A 20,242-nucleotide genomic window follows, 5' to 3' on the forward strand; every position below is an offset into this window, starting at 1 on the left:
TCTTTATCGTTTGAGCAATGGGGGGACGCAGGAGGATAGGGTAAGCGCGCTGTTGGATATGCGCGTCTAAGCAGTTAGGCTGAGAGGTAGGCAAATCCGCCTCTCGTGAAGGCTGAGCTGTGATAGCGAGGGAAATTTAGTACCGAAGTTCCTGATTCCACACTGCCAAGAAAAGCCTCTAGCGAGATAAAAGGTGCCCGTACCGCAAACCGACACAGGTAGGCGAGGAGAGAATCCTAAGGTGAGCGAGAGAACTCTCGTTAAGGAACTCGGCAAAATGACCCCGTAACTTCGGGAGAAGGGGTGCTTTTTGAGGTGAATAGCCTCGAAGAGCCGCAGTGAATAGGCCCAGGCGACTGTTTAGCAAAAACACAGGTCTCTGCGAAGCCGCAAGGCGAAGTATAGGGGCTGACGCCTGCCCGGTGCTGGAAGGTTAAGAGGAGGGGTTAGCGCAAGCGAAGCTCTGAATCGAAGCCCCAGTAAACGGCGGCCGTAACTATAACGGTCCTAAGGTAGCGAAATTCCTTGTCGGGTAAGTTCCGACCCGCACGAAAGGCGTAACGATCTGGGCACTGTCTCAACGAGAGACTCGGTGAAATTATAGTACCTGTGAAGATGCAGGTTACCCGCGACAGGACGGAAAGACCCCGTGGAGCTTTACTGTAGCCTGATATTGAATTTTGGTACAGCTTGTACAGGATAGGTAGGAGCCTGAGAAGCCGGAGCGCTAGCTTCGGTGGAGGCGTCGGTGGGATACTACCCTGGCTGTATTGAAATTCTAACCCGCACCCCTGATCGGGGTGGGAGACAGTGTCAGGTGGGCAGTTTGACTGGGGCGGTCGCCTCCTAAAAAGTAACGGAGGCGCCCAAAGGTTCCCTCAGAATGGTTGGAAATCATTCGCAGAGTGTAAAGGCACAAGGGAGCTTGACTGCGAGACCTACAAGTCGAGCAGGGACGAAAGTCGGGCTTAGTGATCCGGTGGTTCCGCATGGAAGGGCCATCGCTCAACGGATAAAAGCTACCCCGGGGATAACAGGCTTATCTCCCCCAAGAGTCCACATCGACGGGGAGGTTTGGCACCTCGATGTCGGCTCATCGCATCCTGGGGCTGTAGTCGGTCCCAAGGGTTGGGCTGTTCGCCCATTAAAGCGGTACGCGAGCTGGGTTCAGAACGTCGTGAGACAGTTCGGTCCCTATCCGTCGTGGGCGCAGGAAATTTGAGAGGAGCTGTCCTTAGTACGAGAGGACCGGGATGGACGCACCGCTGGTGTACCAGTTGTTCTGCCAAGAGCATCGCTGGGTAGCTATGTGCGGACGGGATAAGTGCTGAAAGCATCTAAGCATGAAGCCCCCCTCAAGATGAGATTTCCCATAGCGCAAGCTAGTAAGAACCCTGAAAGATGATCAGGTTGATAGGTCAGAGGTGGAAGCGTGGTAACATGTGGAGCTGACTGATACTAATCGTTCGAGGACTTAACCATTTTTAAGGTGAACTCAAAGTTTACAAACTTCTTCTGCATTATCTAGTTTTGAGGGAATGAAACCTCAGTTAAATAGTCTGGCAGCAATGGCGAGAAGGTCACACCCGTTCCCATACCGAACACGGAAGTTAAGCTTCTCAGCGCCGATGGTAGTTGGGACACGCGTCCCTGTGAGAGTAGGACGTTGCTAGGCACTAGAAGGACAACCTGAAAAGGTTGTTCTTTTTTGGTTTAAATTAAATTATTTTTCCATCGTTAGTTTTTAACATCAAACATTGCAAACACTAACACTAGGTATGATTGTAAGAAAAGTGGGTGGTTTAATGGAGTGGACCGATTTGCTGCATCACTATAAACTGACTAGCATATTATTAGCAGCGATTATTGCAAGGGTCATTGTTTTTATTATAAATAAAACAGTGCATAATTTTTTTCTAAAAACCCATTTCATTGAAGAACGGAAAGAGCAGACCATTGAAAGTATGATTCGCTCGTTAACGAAATATACGGCAACTCTCAGTTTCATCTTTTTTGCTATATCTCAATATGTTAGTAATTTTGGAAGAATTTTGGCTGGGGCAGGTATACTTGGGGTAATCCTTGGGTTTGGAGCGCAAAGCATCATTAAGGATATTCTCTCAGGTATTTTCTTGATTTATGAAAAGCAGCTGCATAAAGGTGACTTCATCACCATTAATAATACGTTTAATGGAACAGTTGTCGATATAGGATTAAGATTCTTAAAGATACGAGAATGGAGCGGCAAGGTTTTAACGATCAGCAATGGTGAAATCAAACAGATTCATAACTTCAATATTGATCAAATGCGGGTAATTGAAAGAATCGTGGTAAGCTATCGGGAAAATCCTGAAAGGGTGTTGGAAATTCTTGAAATTGCCTGTGAAAAAATCAATGAGCTGCACGAAGCGTGTTTAAAATTGGACTCCGCTAATTGTCCGATAGAACCATTCCAAGTATATGGGATGACCACCATCAATTCAGGATACCGAGGAATTGAATATACGGTTACAGGCCTTGTTGATGATACTTTATACTGGGATGCGGCAAAAGAAGCGAGGCGGATTATCGCTCAAACACTGTTTGATTATGAAATAAAATTGGCAGAAGACACAATGTTAGTAAAGCCGGTTGACAATGTTTTTTTAAAAGAGGGCAAATAAAAGTGGAAAGAGAGGTACTTACTGGTAATGGGTAAAAAGAAAATGCAATTTGAGGTACAATCAAATGAGAGTATTGAGGACTGCTTAAATAGAATGAAAAAGTTGGGCTATACGCCTATACGCCGAACGGAAAAGCCAATATTTCAAGAAATAAAAAAAGGCAATGAGACTATTTATGAACCAATTGCCCGTCAAATTATCTTTGAGGGCACATTAATAGAGTAAAACACGAACATTAATGTAGTATTTAAAAATAATGTTCGATTAATTGATTGACACCTAACGAAGATGATTGTAAGATATAGAAGTGAATTAATCAATAACAATTTATCTTTACCCTCGTATATCCATGGGAATATGGCCCATAAGTTTCTACCCAATAACCGTAAATTATTGGACTATGAGGGAAAGTCAATATGTTCGGTATAATTAAGGGAGGACCCTTAATTTGTTATCCACTGCCACTATGCCCGAACAAATGGCTTTCTCTTACATGAGAAGCTATTTGTTTCGGGTTTTTTATTTGGGAAAAAAGGGGGATTTTTGATGTCCATTCTTGTTGGAGTGATCATGGGAAGTAAATCGGATTGGGAAACAATGAAACATACTTGTGAGGTTCTCGACCAGTTTGAAATTGCTTATGAAAAAAAAGTGGTATCAGCCCATCGGACACCTGATTTGATGTTTACATATGCCAAGGAAGCCAGAGAAAGAGGTTTAAAGGTGATTATTGCCGGAGCTGGCGGAGCGGCCCATCTTCCTGGCATGGTAGCAGCACAAACCACTTTGCCAGTAATCGGTGTTCCTGTCCAAACACAGGCCTTAAAGGGGTTAGACTCATTGCTGTCTATCGTCCAAATGCCGGGTGGTGTGCCCGTAGCTACTGTGGCAATAGGCAAAGCAGGTGCAACGAATGCTGGTTTACTAGCAGCACAAATCCTAGCAACAGGTGACGCTGACTTAGCTGCAAAATTAGAAGCAAGAAGAGAAGCCACTAAACAAGAAGTATTAGAAAGTAGTGATCAACTTGTCTAACAAAACGATTTTACCAGGAGCAACGATTGGAATTATCGGCGGCGGCCAACTTGGCAGAATGATGGCACTAGCAGCAAAGGCTCAAGGCTTTCGAATTGCTGTTTTAGAACCAACGACGGACTCTCCGTGCGGACAGGTTGCAGATATTGAGGTCATTGGGGCCTATGATGATCGTGAAGCTATCAGTAAATTAGCAGAAGTTAGTGATGTAATAACCTATGAATTTGAAAACATTGATGCAGATACACTCGAGTGGTTATGTAACCAGGCAAATGTCCCGCAAGGCCCGCGGTTATTAACAATTACGCAGGACAGGATTAAAGAAAAAGCAGCGATCCAACAAGCGGGTGTGGAGGTTGCTCCATATGAAGTGATTAATAACATCGAGGATTTATTTTTAAAGATAAATACCATCGGATATCCGGCAGTCCTGAAAACGGCAAGAGGCGGTTATGATGGAAAGGGTCAACTGGTGATTAGGGATCAGCAGGATCTATCTAAGGGCGAACCCCTTTTAAAGCACGGTGCTTGTGTATTAGAAAAATGGATACCCTTTGAAAAAGAAATATCAGTAATCGTGACACGCAAGCTTGATGGTGAAACGACATTTCTTCCAGTGGCTGAAAACATTCATAAAGAAAATATATTAGATACAACGATTGTTCCAGCAAGAATTTCAGAAGTTTTACAGAGTGAAGCTGTTCAGCTGGCAAATAAGCTGGCCGATTCGTTACAATTAGTCGGGACGCTGGCTGTCGAAATGTTTTTGACTAATGATGGGACCATTTATATTAATGAATTAGCACCACGACCGCATAATTCTGGGCATTATTCGATCGAAGCTTGCGAAACGTCACAGTTTGAGCAGCATATCCGTGCCATTTGTAATTGGCCTTTAGGGAGAACGGGGCTATTAAAACCGGCTGTTATGGTCAACCTATTAGGAGAGCATCTTGAACAACTGTATAAGGAAATTCCGGCCTTGAATGACTGGAAGATTCATTTATATGGAAAAGAAGAAGCAAAGATAAAACGAAAAATGGGGCATGTGACTATTTTGCGCGAAAGTGTCGAGGAGGCCCTTGCAGAAATTAACGAGAGCAGCATCTGGAAACCAGTAAAAGAAAAGATCGGGGGATAAAACATGATTGATCGTTATACACGACCGGAAATGGGAGCAATTTGGACAGAGGAAAACCGCTTTAATGCCTGGCTTGAGGTAGAAATACTAGCCTGTGAGGCATGGGCAGAACTAGGTGACATCCCAAAGGAAGATGTGAAGAAGTTACGCGAAAATGCTTCCTTCAATATTGACCGCATTAAAGAGATTGAAGAAGAAACACGGCACGATGTGGTTGCTTTTACCCGCGCGGTATCTGAAACATTAGGGGAAGAGAAGAAATGGGTTCATTACGGTTTAACGTCAACGGATGTTGTTGATACGGCCCTATCTTACATCTTAAAGCAGGCCAATGCAATATTACAAAAGGACCTAGAAAACTTCATTGAGATCCTAAGAAATAAAGCAATTGAACATAAGCTTACTGTCATGATGGGACGGACACATGGGGTCCATGCTGAGCCAACAACTTTTGGCTTAAAGCTTGCGCTATGGTATGAAGAAATGAAACGGAACCTAGAGCGATTTAAGCAGGCAGCAGAAGGAATCGAATTTGGGAAAATCTCTGGTGCGGTTGGTACTTATGCAAATATTAATCCGTTTGTGGAACAGTATGTTTGTGAAAAATTAGGACTGCAAAGAGCACCAATCTCTACGCAGACCTTACAGCGTGACCGTCATGCCCACTACATGTCAACAATCGCGTTGATTGCTACTTCCATTGAGAAGTTTGCTGTTGAGGTCCGTGGGCTGCAAAAGAGTGAAACGCGTGAAGTCGAAGAGTTTTTTGCAAAAGGTCAGAAGGGATCCTCGGCAATGCCGCATAAACGGAATCCGATTGGTTCCGAGAATATGACAGGAATTGCTCGTGTAATTCGCGGGTATATGCTTACTGCTTATGAAAATGTACCGCTTTGGCATGAGCGCGATATTTCCCATTCATCAGCGGAACGGATTATCTTACCTGATGCAACAATTGGTTTGAATTATATGCTGAATCGTTTTGGCAACATTGTGAAGAACTTGACGGTTTATCCAGAGAATATGAAGCGTAATATGGACCGGACACTGGGCTTAATTTATTCCCAACGTGTACTGCTTGCGTTAATTGATAAAGGATTATCACGTGAAGAGGCGTATGATACCGTTCAGCCAAAGGCGATGGAAGCTTGGGAAAAACAAGTTCCTTTCCGCAGCTTGATTGAAGCAGAGGAAAAGATAACTTCACTGCTATCCGAAGCCGAAATTGCTGATTGCTTTGATTATAACTACCATCTGCAACATGTAGATACTATTTTTGACCGCTTAGGGTTGAATGAATAAGGCTTTATGTGACCGAGAACAAGAAAAAGTAACCTTACGGTAACATAGAGAGGTTCTAAGTGACTGATATCGAGAAAAAAGCGAGAACTCGGTCACTTATGCTCCTCTCTCACTCTGAAGATTCCCAATATTGCAAAACAGGAGGCGCTTTCCAATGAAAAAACCTTTATACGAAGGAAAAGCAAAACGAATTTACGCAACAGACGATGAACAGATTGTTTTGGTTGAGTATAAGGATTCAGCAACTGCCTATAACGGACAAAAAAAGGCCGACATAACTGGAAAAGGGCGTTTAAATAACGAGATTACTAGTTTGCTATTTTTAAAACTTAAAGAACAGGGAATTGAGTCCCACTTTATTGAGCGTGTTTCCGAAACAGAACAACTGGTGAAAAAAGTTACCATCATTCCGCTTGAGGTAGTTGTACGAAACATTGCGGCAGGAAGCCTCGCCAATCGATTGGGAATCGAAGAGGGACGCGAGCTAACTACTCCGATCGTTGAGTTTTACCTGAAAAACGACGAACTAGGTGATCCGCTCTTAACAATTGATCACATCCTTGAATTGCAAGTGGCAACTACCGAGGAGGCAGCGATTTTACGAGAAAAAGCACTCCAAATTAATACCGTTTTAGCAAGCTTTTTCAATGACCTTGGCATACGTCTCATCGATTTTAAACTTGAGTTTGGAAAAGACGCTGAAGGCACAATATTATTAGCCGATGAAATCTCCCCTGATACCTGCAGGCTGTGGGATAAAGAAACAAATGAAAAGCTCGATAAGGATGTATTCCGACGTGATTTAGGAAGTTTAACAGATGCCTATGAAAATATTTTAGCGAGATTGGGAGGACGTCAACATGTATAAAGTAAAGGTATTTGTCACATTAAGAGAAAGTGTTTTAGACCCGCAGGGGAAAGCAGTAACTAACTCTTTACACTCTTTAAACTATAAGGAAGTAGCCGATGTCCGCATCGGTAAATATATGGAATTAACGATTGAAAAGTCTGAGCGTGATATTAATGAAGTGATCAATGAAATCTGTACCAATCTTTTAGCTAATCCTGTTATCGAAGATTACCGTTACGAAGTAGAGGAGTGTGTTACTCTGTGAAATTTGCAGTAATCGTCTTCCCTGGATCGAATTGTGACATTGATATGTTCCATGCCATTCAAGATGAACTCGGAGAGCAGGTTGAATATGTTTGGCATGATTCTGAAAGCTTAGATGAATTTGATGGAATTCTTCTTCCTGGCGGCTTTTCATATGGCGACTATTTGCGTACGGGAGCCATCGCTAGATTTAGTAATGTCATGAAGGAAGTCATTAAAGCGGCAGAAGCAGGAAAGCCAGTCCTTGGCGTTTGTAACGGATTTCAAATTCTGCTCGAAGCAGGATTGCTGCCAGGTGCCATGAGACGTAATGAAAGCCTATCTTTCATTTGCAAGCCAGTGGAGTTAAAAGTAGAAAACAATCAGACGATGTTTACGACTGAATACAGCAAAGGCGAATCAATCGTCATCCCTGTCGCCCATGGTGAAGGAAACTACTATTGTGACGAGGAAACCCTTGCAAGTCTGAAAGAAAATAATCAAATTGTCTTTACCTATAATCAAAATCCGAACGGAAGTCTTGCAGATATCGCAGGAATTACCAATGAAAAAGGAAATGTCCTTGGAATGATGCCACACCCGGAAAGAGCCGTAGATGAATTGCTCGGCAGCGCCGATGGTTTAAAGATGTTCCAATCGATTGTAAAAGCTTGGAGGGAAGCACATGTTGTCAACGCTTGAACCAAATCCTACTCAGATCAAAGCAGAAAAAATTTATCAGCAAATGGGTTTGTCCGATGAAGAATTTGCAATGGTTGAAAACATTCTTGGCCGTACACCAAACTATACCGAAACAGGTCTTTTCTCGGTTATGTGGTCGGAACACTGCAGCTATAAAAATTCAAAGCCTATTCTAAAAAAATTCCCTATTACTGGTGAACGAGTACTTCAAGGACCAGGGGAAGGTGCTGGAATCGTTGATATCGGTGACGAGCAAGCAGTTGTTTTTAAAATCGAAAGTCATAACCACCCATCCGCAATTGAGCCTTATCAAGGCGCGGCAACGGGTGTAGGCGGGATTATCCGCGACGTTTTCTCAATGGGAGCACGTCCAATTGCAATGTTGAACTCACTGCGATTTGGTGAACTAGATTCGGCACGTGTACGCTATTTATTTAAAGAAGTAGTTGCTGGGATTGCCGGTTATGGAAACTGTATCGGTATTCCAACAGTTGGCGGCGAAATCCAGTTCGACCCTTGCTATGATGGAAATCCATTAGTGAATGCGATGTGCGTTGGGTTAATTGACCATAAAGACATTAAAAAAGGGCAAGCACATGGTGAAGGAAATACGGTGATGTATGTTGGGGCAAAAACCGGCCGTGACGGAATTCATGGTGCAACATTCGCTTCTGAGGAATTAACGGAACAATCAAGTGAAGATCGTCCAGCGGTTCAAGTTGGTGATCCATTTATGGAGAAGCTATTGTTAGAAGCTTGCCTAGAACTAATTCATAGTGATGCCCTAGTTGGAATTCAAGACATGGGGGCAGCGGGACTTATTAGTTCATCTGCAGAAATGGCCAGTAAAGCTGGAATGGGCATTGAGATGAATTTGGACTTGGTGCCACAGCGTGAAACAGGCATGACTGCCTACGAAATGATGCTGTCTGAGTCCCAAGAACGGATGCTTATCGTTGTTAAAAAGGGAAGAGAACAGGAAATCGTTGAGCTTTTTGAAAAATACGGTTTAGAAGCCGTAGGGATTGGAAAGGTTACTAGCGATAAACAGATGCGCCTATTCCATAAAGGAGAAATCGTGGCGGATGTTCCGGCTGATGCACTAGCGGAAGAAGCACCGGTTTACCATAAGCCATCAAAAGAACCAAGCTATTTTGCTGAATTCCAAGCGATGGAAAACGAAGTTCCTCAGATCGACGATTTGAAAGGAACATTAGTAAGCCTTTTAAGCCAGTCAACTGTAGCTAGCAAGGAATGGGTTTATGAGCAGTATGATTACATGGTGCGTACAAACACAGTCGTTTCACCAGGTTCTGATGCAGCGGTTGTAAGAATCCGCGGCACACGAAAAGCGCTGGCAATGACAACTGATTGTAATTCCCGTTATGTCTATTTGGATCCGGAAGTAGGCGGAAAAATCGCCGTAGCGGAAGCAGCACGCAATATTGTATGTTCGGGTGCAGAGCCATTAGCAATTACAGATAACCTAAATTTCGGTAACCCAGAAAAGCCAGAAGTGTTCTGGCAGATTGAAAAAGCAGCCGATGGTATGAGCGAAGCCTGCCGTGTCCTCGAGACACCGGTTATCGGCGGAAACGTTTCTTTATATAACGAAACTAGCGGCACAGCGATCTATCCAACACCTGTAGTAGGGATGGTTGGTTTAGTAACGGATCTTGATCATATTACAACACAGCACTTCAAACAGAACGGTGACCTTATCTATTTAGTAGGGGAAACAAAGGATGAATTCGGCGGCAGTGAGCTGCAAAAGCTTCTGAACGGAAAAGTATTCGGTAAAGCCCCTGAATTAAACGTAACAATTGAAAAAGAAAGACAAAACCAGGTTCTTGCTGCGATCCGTGCAGGAGTAGTAGAATCCGCGCATGATTTATCAGAAGGCGGTTTAGCGGTTGCATTAGCTGAATGTCTTTTCGCAAATGAAAAGCTCGGTGCAGAAGTAAGCATCGCTGGAAATTCAGTCTCAGCTTTATTCAGTGAAACACAATCTCGTTTTCTTTTAACAGTAAAAGCAGAAGATAAGAATGAGTTTGAAAGTTTAGTAGACGCAGTACAAATTGGAACAGTGAATGAGTCAGCAAAACTGCAAATCACAAATGGTGAGTCAACAGTACTTGAAGCTTCGATTGAAGAATTAAAAGCGGCCTGGAAAGGGGCGATCCCATGCTACCTGAAATCAAGGGATTAAATGAAGAGTGTGGCATCTTTGGTGTCTGGGGACACCAGGATGCAGCACAGTTAACCTATTATGGACTTCACAGCCTGCAGCATCGCGGCCAGGAAGGGACCGGGATTGTGGTCTCAGATGGCAAACAGCTTAAAGGGGTAAAAGGTGAAGGGCTAGTTGCTGAGATTTTTACCACGGAAGCGATGAAGGAACTGACAGGCACATCAGCCATCGGTCACGTTCGTTATGCTACAGCAGGAGGCGGCGGTTATGAGAATGTTCAGCCGCTCTTGTTCCATTCACAAACAGGAAGTCTCGCGCTTGCCCATAATGGAAACTTAGTAAATGTTAATTCATTAAAACATCAGTTGGAAGCTCAAGGAAGCATTTTTCAAACAAGCTCTGATACTGAAGTATTAGCACACCTAATGAAAAGAAGCGGCTACTCCGATTCAAAAGACCGTGCCAAAAACGCACTTTCTATGTTAAAAGGGGCATATGCTTACCTTATCATGACAGAAAACGAATTAATGGTGGCACTAGATCCGCACGGATTAAGACCTCTTTCGCTTGGTTCCCTAGGTGATGCTTACGTTGTCGCATCGGAAACCTGTGCCTTTGATGTCGTGGGAGCGGAATATATTCGCGATATTCGGCCCGGAGAACTATTAATTATCAATGATCAGGGGCTAGTATCAGAACAATTCGCTGTAAGTTCAACAAAAGCGATTTGTACGATGGAATATATTTATTTTTCAAGACCGGACAGCAACATTCAAGGAATCAATGTCCACACCGCCCGCAAAAATATGGGTAAAAGATTAGCAATAGAGGTACCAATCGAAGCTGATGTTGTCACCGGCGTTCCTGATTCAAGTATCTCAGCGGCAATCGGTTATGCCGAAGAAGCAGGGATTCCTTATGAAATGGGATTAATTAAAAACCGTTATGTAGGTAGAACCTTCATTCAACCTTCTCAATCGTTACGGGAGCAAGGGGTAAAGATGAAACTCTCGGCGGTTCGTGGAGTCGTGGAAGGGAAAAGGGTTATTATGGTTGATGACTCAATCGTGCGCGGGACGACGAGCAGAAGAATTGTCAATCTCTTGAAAGAAGCAGGGGCGACAGAAGTACATGTAGTCATCAGCTCCCCGCCTATTAAGAATCCATGTTTTTATGGAATAGATACATCAACAAAAGAAGAATTAATTGCTTCTGATAAAAGTGTCGAGGAAATAAGAGAACTTATTGGAGCGGATTCATTAACCTTTATCAGTGTGGAGGGCATGATGCATGCATTAGGCCAAGAAGGCACGAATGGCTATTGCCTAGGCTGTTTCACAGGGAATTACCCAACTGAAATTTATCCAGATACACTCCAATATTATTATCAGAAGTAGGAAGGAGCGAGCGGCGTGGCAAATGCATATAAACAAGCAGGAGTTAATATCGAAGCTGGCTATGAAGCAGTGGAGAGAATGAAAAAGCATGTTCAAAAAACAGCCCGGGCTGGCGTCCTTGGCAGCTTAGGTGGATTTGGAGGAATGTTTGACTTATCTGCACTGCAATTAAAAGAACCTGTTTTGGTGTCAGGCACCGATGGGGTGGGCACGAAACTAATGATTGCTTTTTGGATGGATCAGCATGATACGATTGGGATTGATGCGGTCGCCATGTGTGTCAATGATATTGTTGTTCAAGGGGCGGAGCCCTTGTTCTTTCTAGATTATATTGCCTGTGGTAAAGCACAGCCTGGAAAAATTGAGGCAATCGTTAAAGGGATTGCGGACGGATGTGAACAGGCTGGCTGTGCGCTAATTGGCGGTGAAACGGCGGAAATGCCTGGATTATATAGTGAAAATGAGTATGACCTTGCAGGGTTTACGGTTGGTGCCTGTGAGAAATCACAGCTTATCACTGGTGAAACCATTCAAGAAGGTGATGTCCTGATTGGCTTAGCCTCAAGCGGTATCCACAGCAACGGTTATTCATTGGTTCGTAAAGTGTTTAATGACTGGTCGTTACTAGATTTCGTCGATGAACTAGGCTGTACATTAGGAGAAGAATTACTCAAGCCTACAAAAATCTATGTAAAACCGATTTTGTCCGCATTGAAAAAGTTCCAGCTAAAGGGAATGGCTCATATTACGGGCGGCGGATTTATTGAAAATATTCCTCGGATGTTACCAGAAGGTCTAGGAGCCGAGTTGAATGAAAAAAGCTGGGAAATCCCACCTATTTTTAAATTGATCTCTTCCCATGGACAAATTGATTATCAAGAGATGTATAATATTTTTAACATGGGTATTGGCATGGTGATTGCTGTGAATCGTGAAGATGCAGCCGACGTGTTAGAACACTTTAGACAATCTGGTGAAACTGCCTCTGAAATTGGCGTTGTTACGGGTAATCAAGGAATTAACATCAAGGCTAATGGTGGCCGCTTATGAAAAAGATCGCGGTGTTTGCATCAGGGAGCGGCAGTAATTTCCAAGCAATTATTGATGTAGTTCAAACTGGCGACCTTGATGCCGACATTTCTCTTTTAGTTTGTGATAAACCTGGCGCTTTTGCAATTGAAAGAGCAAGAGGAGCGGGGATTCCAAGTTTTGTTTTTAGCGCAAAGGATTATCCTAGTAAGGAACATTTTGAAGAAGAAATTTTAGCTCAATTAAAGGCCTATGGTGTAGAATTCATTGTCTTGGCTGGATACATGCGTTTGATTGGCCCCAAATTGTTAGCTGCGTATAAAGGAAGAATCGTCAATGTCCACCCATCCTTGCTTCCTGCTTTTCCAGGGAAGGATGCGATTGGGCAGGCATTGGCAGCAAAAGTGAAGTGGAGCGGAATTACCATCCATTATGTTGATGAGGGAATGGATACAGGTCCAATTATCATTCAGGAACGGGTTCGAATTGACGAAAATGAGACAAGAGAGAGTCTGCAACAAAAAATTCAGAAAAGCGAACACAAGCTTTATCCATCCATACTTCAAATGCTATTGACACAAGGAGATGTACTCAATGACACAAAAGCGAGCGTTAATTAGTGTTTCTGATAAAAATGGAATTACGGAATTTGCCAAGGAGTTAGTCAACCTAGGATACGAACTGATTTCTACGGGAGGCACGAAAAAAGCTCTACAGGAACAGGGAATTCCTGTTCTTAGTGTGAGTGATGTCACCGGATTTCCAGAAATTTTAGAAGGTCGTGTGAAAACATTAAATCCATTTATTCATGGTGGTTTGCTTGCCAAACAAGATGATGTTAACCATCAACAACAGCTAGACGAGCATGGAATTCAAGCGATTCAACTCGTTTGTGTCAATCTTTATCCATTTCAACAAACCATTGCAAAGCCAGATGTAACCGTAGCAGATGCAATTGAAAACATTGATATCGGCGGACCAACCATGCTGCGCGCTTCTGCAAAAAACCACCAATATGTAACCGTGGTTGTCGATCCAACTGATTACCAGACGGTTATTGACGAATTAAAGGCTGATGGCACAACAACGTTTGAAACGAGAAGAAAGCTTGCAGCTAAAGTATTCCGTCATACAGCGGCATATGATGCCTTAATTGCTGAATACATGACCAATTTATCAGAAGAAGAAAATCCAGAGACATTAACGGTGACCTACGAATTAAAACAAACACTTCGTTATGGAGAAAATCCACATCAAAAAGCTGCTTTTTACAAGAAGCCACTTGGTTCGACGTTCTCGATTGCCAATGCGGTTCAGCTTCATGGAAAAGAACTTTCCTATAATAATATTAATGATGCGGATGCAGCCCTGCAGATTGTTAAAGAGTTTTCAGAACCAGCTGCTGTAGCTGTAAAGCATATGAATCCATGCGGTGTTGGAACAGGTGAAACTGGTTTTGAAGCATTTACAAAAGCATTTGAGGCAGATCCTGTTTCGATTTTTGGCGGAATTATTGCCTTTAACCGGGAAGTGGATGCCGAAACAGCTGCTAAGCTTCATGAGATTTTCCTAGAAATTATTATTGCGCCATCTTTCTCTGAAGAAGCGTTAACGATTTTAACAGCGAAAAAGAATCTGCGCCTGTTAACAATTCCATTTAATGATACCAAAAAACCTGAGTTTAAGATGACTACAATTGAAGGCGGATTGCTTGTTCAAGAGCAGGACCGTTATACGTTGGAAGACGCGAATGTTACGATTGCAACGAAACGACAACCAACAGATGCAGAATGGGCAGCATTAAAACTTGGCTGGAAGGTTGTTAAACATGTGAAATCCAATGCCATTGTTGTGACTTCAGAAGATATGACAATCGGGATTGGCGCAGGGCAAATGAACCGAGTCGGAGCAGCGGAAATTGCCCTTAAGCAAGCCGGTTCAAAAGCAGAGGGAGCAGCTCTTGCATCCGACGCCTTTTTCCCAATGGACGATACTGTTGAAACAGCGGCAAAAGCTGGTATAACTGCAATTATTCAACCAGGTGGATCCATCCGTGATGCAGATTCAATTAAAAAAGCAGATGAATATGGAATCGCCATGGTATTTACGGGCGTAAGACATTTCAAACATTAATCGGTTGGAGGGCTTTCGAATGAACGTACTGATTATCGGCCGCGGCGGTAGAGAACATGCAATTTGCCGAAAAATAAGTGAAAGCGTGAATGTAGAAAAAGTATTTGTTGCACCGGGGAATGTCGGAATGACCGATGTAGCGGAGCTTGTATCGATTGAAGAGTCAGAACATGAATTACTGCTTCAATTTGCCAAGGAAAACCGTGTCGGCTTGACGATCATTGGACCTGAAGTTCCTTTGCTTGAAGGTTTGGCGGACAAATTTGAAGCAGCTGGTTTGGCTGTATTCGGTCCGCGTGCCAACGCAGCCGAAATTGAAGGCAGTAAGTCATTTGCAAAAGAACTAATGGAGAAATATCAAATTCCTACCGCTGACTATGCTGTGTTCACTAACTATGAAGAAGCCCGAAACTATATCGAAGAAAAAGGGGCACCAATTGTCATTAAGGCAGACGGATTGGCAGCAGGAAAAGGTGTCACGGTTGCGCTCACGAAAGAAGAGGCGCTTTCCAGCATAGAAGAAATGCTGGTTGATGCAAAATTTGGTGCTGCCTCTTCTCGGGTGGTAATTGAAGAGTTTTTAGCAGGTGAAGAATTTTCATTGATGGCGTTTGTTAATGGAGCGGTCGTCGTCCCGCTTGAAATCGCTCAAGACCACAAACGGGCCTATGATGGGGACCTTGGTCCAAATACAGGCGGAATGGGAGCCTATTCCCCTGTTCCTCAGATTGGTGCGGAGACGATTCAAACTGCGGTTGAAACGGTCCTTCTTCCTGCGGCCAAAGCGATGGTCGAAGAAGGAAGAAGTTTTTGCGGAGTCCTTTATGCCGGCTTGATCAAAACTATAGATGGGCCAAAGGTGATTGAATTTAATGCTCGTTTCGGTGATCCTGAGACACAAGTTGTTTTACCTAGATTAAAATCAGATCTTGTTCAAGTCATCTTGGAATTATTAGCTGGTGAAACACCGATTTTAGAGTGGGATGAGCAAACAATGATTGGTACTGTAGTTGCAGCAAAAGGGTACCCTGAAGCGTATGAAAAAGGGGCAGTGCTAACTGGGTTGACTGACTTTAATTCCGAAGAGGTGTTTACTTTTCATGCCGGAACCGCTAGAAATGAGGAAGGTGAGTTTGTGACTGCAGGAGGCAGGGTGCTTCTTGTGGGTGCTAAGGCTTTGAGCTTAGTGGAAGCACGTGAAAAAGTGTATCATGAACTCGAAAAGTTAACATCTCCTGGTGTTTTTTATCGAAAAGATATCGGGGCAAAAGCAATCCACCCCGTAAAGAGTTAACGAGCACGTCTTTTACTACTTCGACGGATAAATGTATAAAGAAGTGCCACGATGCTGCCAATAATGGCGATTAAAACAAACGACATATCTGTTAGATACTCCCAAAACATAAATACTCAACTCCTATGGAGGGCTGACCGCTGATGGTCAGCCCTCTTTTTTTACTTTAAAAAAGAGGAAATTTGTTTTATTACAAAAACTTTAATTTTTTAAACGAAATATCGAATTTTCGACCAAAGTTTGAACCATTTTTTACAAAAAACTGAATTATTCAACCAAAATTTGAATTAATTTAACAATAACTTGAAAATATTAACAAATGCTATCCGGATTCACACATTAACTTTAAGTTGGATTATAAGGTAACATTTCTTCGCCATTTTGGTTGGTTAATCCTTCCATCCCGTCCATTGAATCCATTGCCTGATCGTGCTCAGAAATCATGCATTGGCATTTTTCAAATAAGGCAGTAAGCGGGCAAAAGCGGACAATTCCTTCGGCCACCTTCATGGCTCCGCACAAAGCAACAAATAAATAAGAATCGCGCCAAGGATGTTTGACTAGCTTTGAGGTTGTCCAAGAAAGTATCGTTAATCCAATGGTGATGCGAATTAAAGCATTAATAATACTGATATTTGGTCTTACATTCATTCTGTTCACTCCTTCACAAAATATATACAATTATTATCAATTCTTTAATGCGTTAAACAGCAAAATATGATAGTATAGTATCTAAAGTATTTTTTTGAAAGGGCTTTCTTTATTGTTAAATCAACTTATTATTATATAGATAGTTTTTTTGAAAAAGGGAGGAAGACGTATGCTAGAACAACGCTACCGTTGGAAAAACAAACACTTACGCATGCATGTTTCCATTTTGGATGGAAAAGCGTCTCCAACCATTTTATTGAAAAACGCCTTGTACTTAAATCAGACGTTTCGAAAGTGGTTGAGAGCGAATATTTGGATATATGAAGACCGGATTATTTATGTGGGCGAAAACTTGCCAACTCAATTGGATAACTGTGAAATCATCGACTGTACCAATGAGATTCTTGTTCCCGGTTATATCGAACCACATGCTCATCCGTTTCAATTATATAATCCCCTAACGCTTGCAGCATATGCATCCCAGTTTGGGACGACAACGTTAATCAATGATAATATGGCTCTTATTTTACATTTAAATAAAACGAAAGCGTTTTCATTGTTAAAGGATCTCCGTTCGATACCTACCACTATGTTTTGGTGGAGCCGTTTTGATCCTCAAACTGAAATTTTGAATGAAGAAGAAATCTTTTCACATAGTAATGTTAAAGCATGGCTTGAGCACGATGCGGTCCTGCAGGGCGGAGAATTAACAGGTTGGCCGAAACTGCTTGATGGCGATGATATGATGCTCCATTGGATTCAAGAAGCGAAACGGATGCGCAAGCAAATTGAAGGGCATTTCCCTGGAGCTTCGGAAAAGACATTGGCAAAAATGATGCTGCTTGGGGCAGACTGTGACCACGAAGCGATGACGGGTGAAGAAGTATACAATCGCTTAATGCAGGGTTATATGGTGTCCTTAAGGCATTCCTCAATTCGGCCGGACTTACCAAATATATTAGACGATATGAAGCGAATGGGCATTGATGCCTATGACCGATTAATGCTAAATACAGATGGTGCTTCCTCGACTTTTTACGAGCAGGGAGTCACCGATACGACGATTCGCATTGCTATTGAAAAAGGTGTTCCAGTCATTGATGCGTATAATATGGCCACCGTTAATATTGCACGTTATTACAAGATTGAGCATCTCCATGGTACAATTGCCACTGGCCGGGTAGCCAATATTAACTTCTTAACGAGTATTGAGGATCCAACACCTAAATCCGTTCTCGTAAAAGGGAAATGGGTGAAAAAGGATGGAACCCCTATTGTTAATGCCTATCCTCCTATTACATGGGACGAATATGGACTAAAACCATTGGAAGTGGATTGGGACTTGACGATAGATGATTTGCAATTTTCGATGCCATTTGGAATAAAGATGGAAAACGCCGTCATTACAAAGCCATATTCCATTTCGATCGATGCTTCAGGAGATGAACTATCCTCGAATCATGATGAATGCTATTTTACCCTGATGGATAGAAATGGGAAATGGAGAATTAATACATTATTAAAAGGATTTGCGAACAATTTATCGGCATTGGCAAGTTCCTATTCCAACACAGGAGATATTATTTTAATAGGCAAAAATAAACAAGATATGCTTCAAGCTTTTAATAGAATGAAAGAATTAGGCGGCGGTATTGTGATGGTTGAAAATAGTCAAGTAGTTTGCGAGCTGCCATTAACTTTACATGGAATTATGTCAAATGTTCCGATTGAAGAGCTAATCTGCCAAGAAAAACAGCTGCTGATTGAGTTAAGAGAGCGGGGCTACAGATTTTCTGATCCAATTTACAGTCTTGCCTTCTTTTCTGCGACACATTTGCCTTACATTCGGATTACCCCACAGGGAATGTACGATGTAATGAATAAAACAGTACTCTTTCCGTCAATAATGCGTTAAACTGTAAGTGAGTAAAGGATTAAAGTATGAAAGTAAATAGGGGTGTTCATGAAAGTGAAAAAATGGGCTGTATTCGTGTTAGCTTTCCTGTTACTACTTTCTGGCTGTAGTAATGAAAAAAAGGAAAAGGAACCTGTTAAGAAGGAAAAAACAGTAACACAAACAGAGACTCAGCAACCTGAAGAGAAACCAGTCGACCCCTATTTTTATCCTTTAACAGGGGTGGGGTCTGAAACAAGTACTGATACAAGGGCTGTAGCTGTTATGATTAATAACCACCCAAAGGCAAGACCGCAATCAGGTCTAACCAAAGCAGATCTTATTTATGAAATTCTTGCTGAAGGGGATATTACACGCTTTCTCGCCGTATTTCAGAGTGAAAAGCCTAAGAATATCGGTCCTGTAAGAAGTGCAAGAGACTATTATATTTTCTTAGCCAAGGGGCTTAACGCTCTCTACATTGCGCATGGATATAGCCCGGAGGCAAAGAAACTCCTTAATAGTAACTATATTGATAACCTTAATGGAATGGTCTATGACGGGACGCTTTTTAAACGTTCGAAGACCCGTAAAGCACCTCATAATTCCTATATTACGTATGAAAATATTTTAAAAGGTGCAAAGCAAAAGAAATATTCGATGGAAAAAGGTCCCGCCGCATTTACGTTTTTGACAGAGGAAGAAACGAAGAGTATTACTGGTGCCGAAGCAAAATCTGTGAAGATTAAGTATTCTAATGGCGGCATTTCCAACTCCAAGTTTGAATTTGATACAGCCTCTGGCAAATATAAGCGGTTTTCAGGCGATGAGCTGATGGTCGATTTGGATACAAAAGAGCCTATGTTAGTTGATAATATTTTTATTGTTGAAGCTAAACATCGGTTTATCGATTCTTACGGGCGAAGGGAAATTGATTTTGAGTCTGGCGGCAAAGCATATCTGCTGCAAAAGGGTAAGGTCAATCAAGTGGAATGGAAGAATAAGAACGGAGAAATTGTTCCAGTCAAAAATGGCGCAGAAGTTCCACTGGTTCAAGGGAAAACATGGATCAATGTAGTTCCAACCGATCCAGGTCTCGAAAAGAGCATCTCGCTTAATAAGAACTAAATAATTAGGATGTGCTAAAGAACATTGCTAATTTTATAACCATGTTGATTTTTGCGGAAGGCGCGAGACTCCTGCGGGAGTACGGTACAGGGGAGACCCCGCAGGCGCTTTAGCGCCGAGGAGGCTCCCCGGAACGCCCGCGGAAAGCGAAGCGCCTGGAGTGAAAATCAACAGACATGTAAAACACAGCCAATAATTAAAGGGGTAATAAAATGCAAATTAATAAATTACGTGGAAAAGAACTTGACCAATTATTTCAGGCCGTTCTTTCATTAAAAGATCTTGAAGAATGCTATCGCTTTTTTGATGATCTGTGCACGATTAATGAAATACAATCTTTAGCACAGCGTCTAGATGTGGCAAGAATGCTTCGTGAAGGGAATACCTATCACAAAATTGAAACAGAAACCGGAGCGAGCACAGCTACCATATCACGGGTAAAACGTTGTCTAAACTATGGGAATGACACGTATGAAATGGTGCTTGAACGTGTAAAGAACGACAAAACTTTAACTGAACAAGAATAAACAAACCGGAGAGGATGCTCTTCGGTTTTTCTTTTGGTTAAATTTAGATTTACTGTATTGTT

Annotated in this window: 19 protein-coding genes, 2 rRNA genes and 1 riboswitch (1 of these 22 running past the window's edge); of the genes, 19 read left to right on the forward strand and 2 right to left on the reverse strand. The window is 42.4% G+C overall.

Going from position 1 to position 20,242, the window contains the following annotated elements:
* The 16 genes from QNH17_RS01805 to purD form a co-directional block, all read left to right on the forward strand.
* A 23S ribosomal RNA gene (locus QNH17_RS01805) occupies window positions 1-1,482 on the forward strand; it begins 1,453 nt to the left of the window's first position.
* Window positions 1,483-1,558: 76 nt separating this feature from the next.
* A 5S ribosomal RNA gene (gene rrf / locus QNH17_RS01810) occupies window positions 1,559-1,675 on the forward strand.
* Between the two features lie 130 nt (window positions 1,676-1,805).
* A complete protein-coding gene (locus QNH17_RS01815) occupies window positions 1,806-2,663 on the forward strand; it encodes a mechanosensitive ion channel family protein (RefSeq protein WP_283877120.1) in 858 nt (285 codons plus the stop codon).
* 27 nt (window positions 2,664-2,690) lie between these two features.
* Entirely contained in the window at window positions 2,691-2,888 is a 198-nt protein-coding gene (locus QNH17_RS01820) for an NETI motif-containing protein (RefSeq protein WP_283877121.1), read from the forward strand.
* A 94-nt stretch (window positions 2,889-2,982) separates the two neighbouring features.
* Window positions 2,983-3,084: riboswitch (purine riboswitch) on the forward strand.
* A 125-nt stretch (window positions 3,085-3,209) separates the two neighbouring features.
* Window positions 3,210-3,698: a 5-(carboxyamino)imidazole ribonucleotide mutase gene (purE, locus tag QNH17_RS01825; protein ID WP_283877122.1), complete on the forward strand. Its 489-nt coding sequence runs from the start codon at window positions 3,210-3,212 to the stop codon at window positions 3,696-3,698.
* Entirely contained in the window at window positions 3,691-4,839 is a 1,149-nt protein-coding gene (gene purK / locus QNH17_RS01830; protein WP_283877123.1) for a 5-(carboxyamino)imidazole ribonucleotide synthase, read from the forward strand. Before purE ends, purK begins: the two co-directional genes overlap by 8 nt.
* 3 nt (window positions 4,840-4,842) lie before the next feature.
* Window positions 4,843-6,141 (forward strand): adenylosuccinate lyase, encoded by a 1,299-nt coding sequence (purB, locus tag QNH17_RS01835; protein ID WP_283877124.1) that lies wholly within the window; start codon window positions 4,843-4,845, stop codon window positions 6,139-6,141.
* A 154-nt stretch (window positions 6,142-6,295) separates the two neighbouring features.
* Window positions 6,296-7,009 carry a phosphoribosylaminoimidazolesuccinocarboxamide synthase gene (gene purC, locus QNH17_RS01840; protein WP_283877125.1) on the forward strand — a complete coding sequence of 238 codons (714 nt, stop codon included), beginning with the start codon at window positions 6,296-6,298 and terminating at the stop codon, window positions 7,007-7,009.
* Window positions 7,002-7,256, forward strand: coding sequence for a phosphoribosylformylglycinamidine synthase subunit PurS (purS, locus tag QNH17_RS01845; protein ID WP_098934680.1), 255 nt, complete (start codon window positions 7,002-7,004; stop codon window positions 7,254-7,256). The genes purC and purS overlap by 8 nt, the downstream gene beginning before the upstream one ends.
* On the forward strand, window positions 7,253-7,936 hold the full coding sequence (gene purQ, locus QNH17_RS01850; protein ID WP_283877126.1) for a phosphoribosylformylglycinamidine synthase subunit PurQ: 684 nt from the start codon (window positions 7,253-7,255) through the stop codon (window positions 7,934-7,936). The genes purS and purQ overlap by 4 nt, the downstream gene beginning before the upstream one ends.
* Window positions 7,920-10,145, forward strand: coding sequence for a phosphoribosylformylglycinamidine synthase subunit PurL (purL, locus tag QNH17_RS01855; protein ID WP_283877127.1), 2,226 nt, complete (start codon window positions 7,920-7,922; stop codon window positions 10,143-10,145). The genes purQ and purL overlap by 17 nt, the downstream gene beginning before the upstream one ends.
* Window positions 10,121-11,524, forward strand: a complete 1,404-nt coding sequence (gene purF, locus QNH17_RS01860) for an amidophosphoribosyltransferase (RefSeq protein ID WP_283877128.1) — start codon at window positions 10,121-10,123, stop codon at window positions 11,522-11,524. Before purL ends, purF begins: the two co-directional genes overlap by 25 nt.
* 15 nt (window positions 11,525-11,539) lie before the next feature.
* Entirely contained in the window at window positions 11,540-12,574 is a 1,035-nt protein-coding gene (gene purM / locus QNH17_RS01865; RefSeq protein ID WP_283877129.1) for a phosphoribosylformylglycinamidine cyclo-ligase, read from the forward strand.
* Window positions 12,571-13,173 carry a phosphoribosylglycinamide formyltransferase gene (purN, locus tag QNH17_RS01870; protein WP_283877130.1) on the forward strand — a complete coding sequence of 201 codons (603 nt, stop codon included), beginning with the start codon at window positions 12,571-12,573 and terminating at the stop codon, window positions 13,171-13,173. The genes purM and purN overlap by 4 nt, the downstream gene beginning before the upstream one ends.
* Window positions 13,148-14,686 carry a bifunctional phosphoribosylaminoimidazolecarboxamide formyltransferase/IMP cyclohydrolase gene (gene purH, locus QNH17_RS01875; RefSeq protein ID WP_283877131.1) on the forward strand — a complete coding sequence of 513 codons (1,539 nt, stop codon included), beginning with the start codon at window positions 13,148-13,150 and terminating at the stop codon, window positions 14,684-14,686. The genes purN and purH overlap by 26 nt, the downstream gene beginning before the upstream one ends.
* A 19-nt stretch (window positions 14,687-14,705) precedes the next feature.
* Window positions 14,706-15,980 (forward strand): phosphoribosylamine--glycine ligase, encoded by a 1,275-nt coding sequence (gene purD, locus QNH17_RS01880; RefSeq protein WP_283877132.1) that lies wholly within the window; start codon window positions 14,706-14,708, stop codon window positions 15,978-15,980.
* Here the strand turns inward: purD and QNH17_RS29845 are convergent.
* Together QNH17_RS29845 and QNH17_RS01885 are read right to left on the reverse strand one after the other, a co-directional pair.
* Entirely contained in the window at window positions 15,977-16,090 is a 114-nt protein-coding gene (locus QNH17_RS29845; protein ID WP_335538700.1) for an EYxxD motif small membrane protein, read from the reverse strand. The two genes, purD and QNH17_RS29845, sit on opposite strands and share 4 nt — an antisense overlap.
* A 235-nt stretch (window positions 16,091-16,325) precedes the next feature.
* Entirely contained in the window at window positions 16,326-16,631 is a 306-nt protein-coding gene (locus tag QNH17_RS01885) for a YgaP family membrane protein (protein WP_283877133.1), read from the reverse strand.
* 169 nt (window positions 16,632-16,800) lie between these two features.
* Here QNH17_RS01885 and QNH17_RS01890 point away from each other — a divergent pair, with 169 nt between their 5' ends.
* From QNH17_RS01890 to QNH17_RS01900, 3 genes are all read left to right on the forward strand, one after another.
* Window positions 16,801-18,546 carry an adenine deaminase C-terminal domain-containing protein gene (locus QNH17_RS01890; protein WP_283877134.1) on the forward strand — a complete coding sequence of 582 codons (1,746 nt, stop codon included), beginning with the start codon at window positions 16,801-16,803 and terminating at the stop codon, window positions 18,544-18,546.
* A 48-nt stretch (window positions 18,547-18,594) separates the two neighbouring features.
* On the forward strand, window positions 18,595-19,653 hold the full coding sequence (locus QNH17_RS01895) for a DUF3048 domain-containing protein (RefSeq protein ID WP_283877135.1): 1,059 nt from the start codon (window positions 18,595-18,597) through the stop codon (window positions 19,651-19,653).
* Between the two features lie 212 nt (window positions 19,654-19,865).
* Window positions 19,866-20,180, forward strand: coding sequence for a YerC/YecD family TrpR-related protein (locus QNH17_RS01900; protein WP_283877136.1), 315 nt, complete (start codon window positions 19,866-19,868; stop codon window positions 20,178-20,180).
* Window positions 20,181-20,242 lie beyond the last annotated feature (62 nt).

Source organism: Neobacillus sp. SuZ13, assembly GCF_030123365.1.
Classification (GTDB): Bacteria; Bacillota; Bacilli; order Bacillales; family Cytobacillaceae; genus Neobacillus.

What these genes read in the sequence shown, in the direction of transcription:
- purF (WP_283877128.1), top strand. Translation starts at nt 10,121, where the DNA reads ATGCTACCTGAAATCAAGGGATTAAATGAAGAGTGTGGCATCTTTGGT.
- purD (WP_283877132.1), top strand. Translation starts at nt 14,706, where the DNA reads ATGAACGTACTGATTATCGGCCGCGGCGGTAGAGAACATGCAATTTGC.
- purL (WP_283877127.1), top strand. Translation starts at nt 7,920, where the DNA reads ATGTTGTCAACGCTTGAACCAAATCCTACTCAGATCAAAGCAGAAAAA.
- QNH17_RS01815 (WP_283877120.1), top strand. Translation starts at nt 1,806, where the DNA reads ATGGAGTGGACCGATTTGCTGCATCACTATAAACTGACTAGCATATTA.
- QNH17_RS01885 (WP_283877133.1), bottom strand. Translation starts at nt 16,631, where the DNA reads ATGAATGTAAGACCAAATATCAGTATTATTAATGCTTTAATTCGCATC.
- purN (WP_283877130.1), top strand. Translation starts at nt 12,571, where the DNA reads ATGAAAAAGATCGCGGTGTTTGCATCAGGGAGCGGCAGTAATTTCCAA.
- QNH17_RS29845 (WP_335538700.1), bottom strand. Translation starts at nt 16,090, where the DNA reads ATGTTTTGGGAGTATCTAACAGATATGTCGTTTGTTTTAATCGCCATT.
- purH (WP_283877131.1), top strand. Translation starts at nt 13,148, where the DNA reads ATGACACAAAAGCGAGCGTTAATTAGTGTTTCTGATAAAAATGGAATT.
- QNH17_RS01820 (WP_283877121.1), top strand. Translation starts at nt 2,691, where the DNA reads ATGGGTAAAAAGAAAATGCAATTTGAGGTACAATCAAATGAGAGTATT.
- QNH17_RS01895 (WP_283877135.1), top strand. Translation starts at nt 18,595, where the DNA reads ATGAAAGTGAAAAAATGGGCTGTATTCGTGTTAGCTTTCCTGTTACTA.
- purS (WP_098934680.1), top strand. Translation starts at nt 7,002, where the DNA reads ATGTATAAAGTAAAGGTATTTGTCACATTAAGAGAAAGTGTTTTAGAC.
- purB (WP_283877124.1), top strand. Translation starts at nt 4,843, where the DNA reads ATGATTGATCGTTATACACGACCGGAAATGGGAGCAATTTGGACAGAG.
- QNH17_RS01890 (WP_283877134.1), top strand. Translation starts at nt 16,801, where the DNA reads ATGCTAGAACAACGCTACCGTTGGAAAAACAAACACTTACGCATGCAT.
- QNH17_RS01900 (WP_283877136.1), top strand. Translation starts at nt 19,866, where the DNA reads ATGCAAATTAATAAATTACGTGGAAAAGAACTTGACCAATTATTTCAG.
- purC (WP_283877125.1), top strand. Translation starts at nt 6,296, where the DNA reads ATGAAAAAACCTTTATACGAAGGAAAAGCAAAACGAATTTACGCAACA.
- purE (WP_283877122.1), top strand. Translation starts at nt 3,210, where the DNA reads ATGTCCATTCTTGTTGGAGTGATCATGGGAAGTAAATCGGATTGGGAA.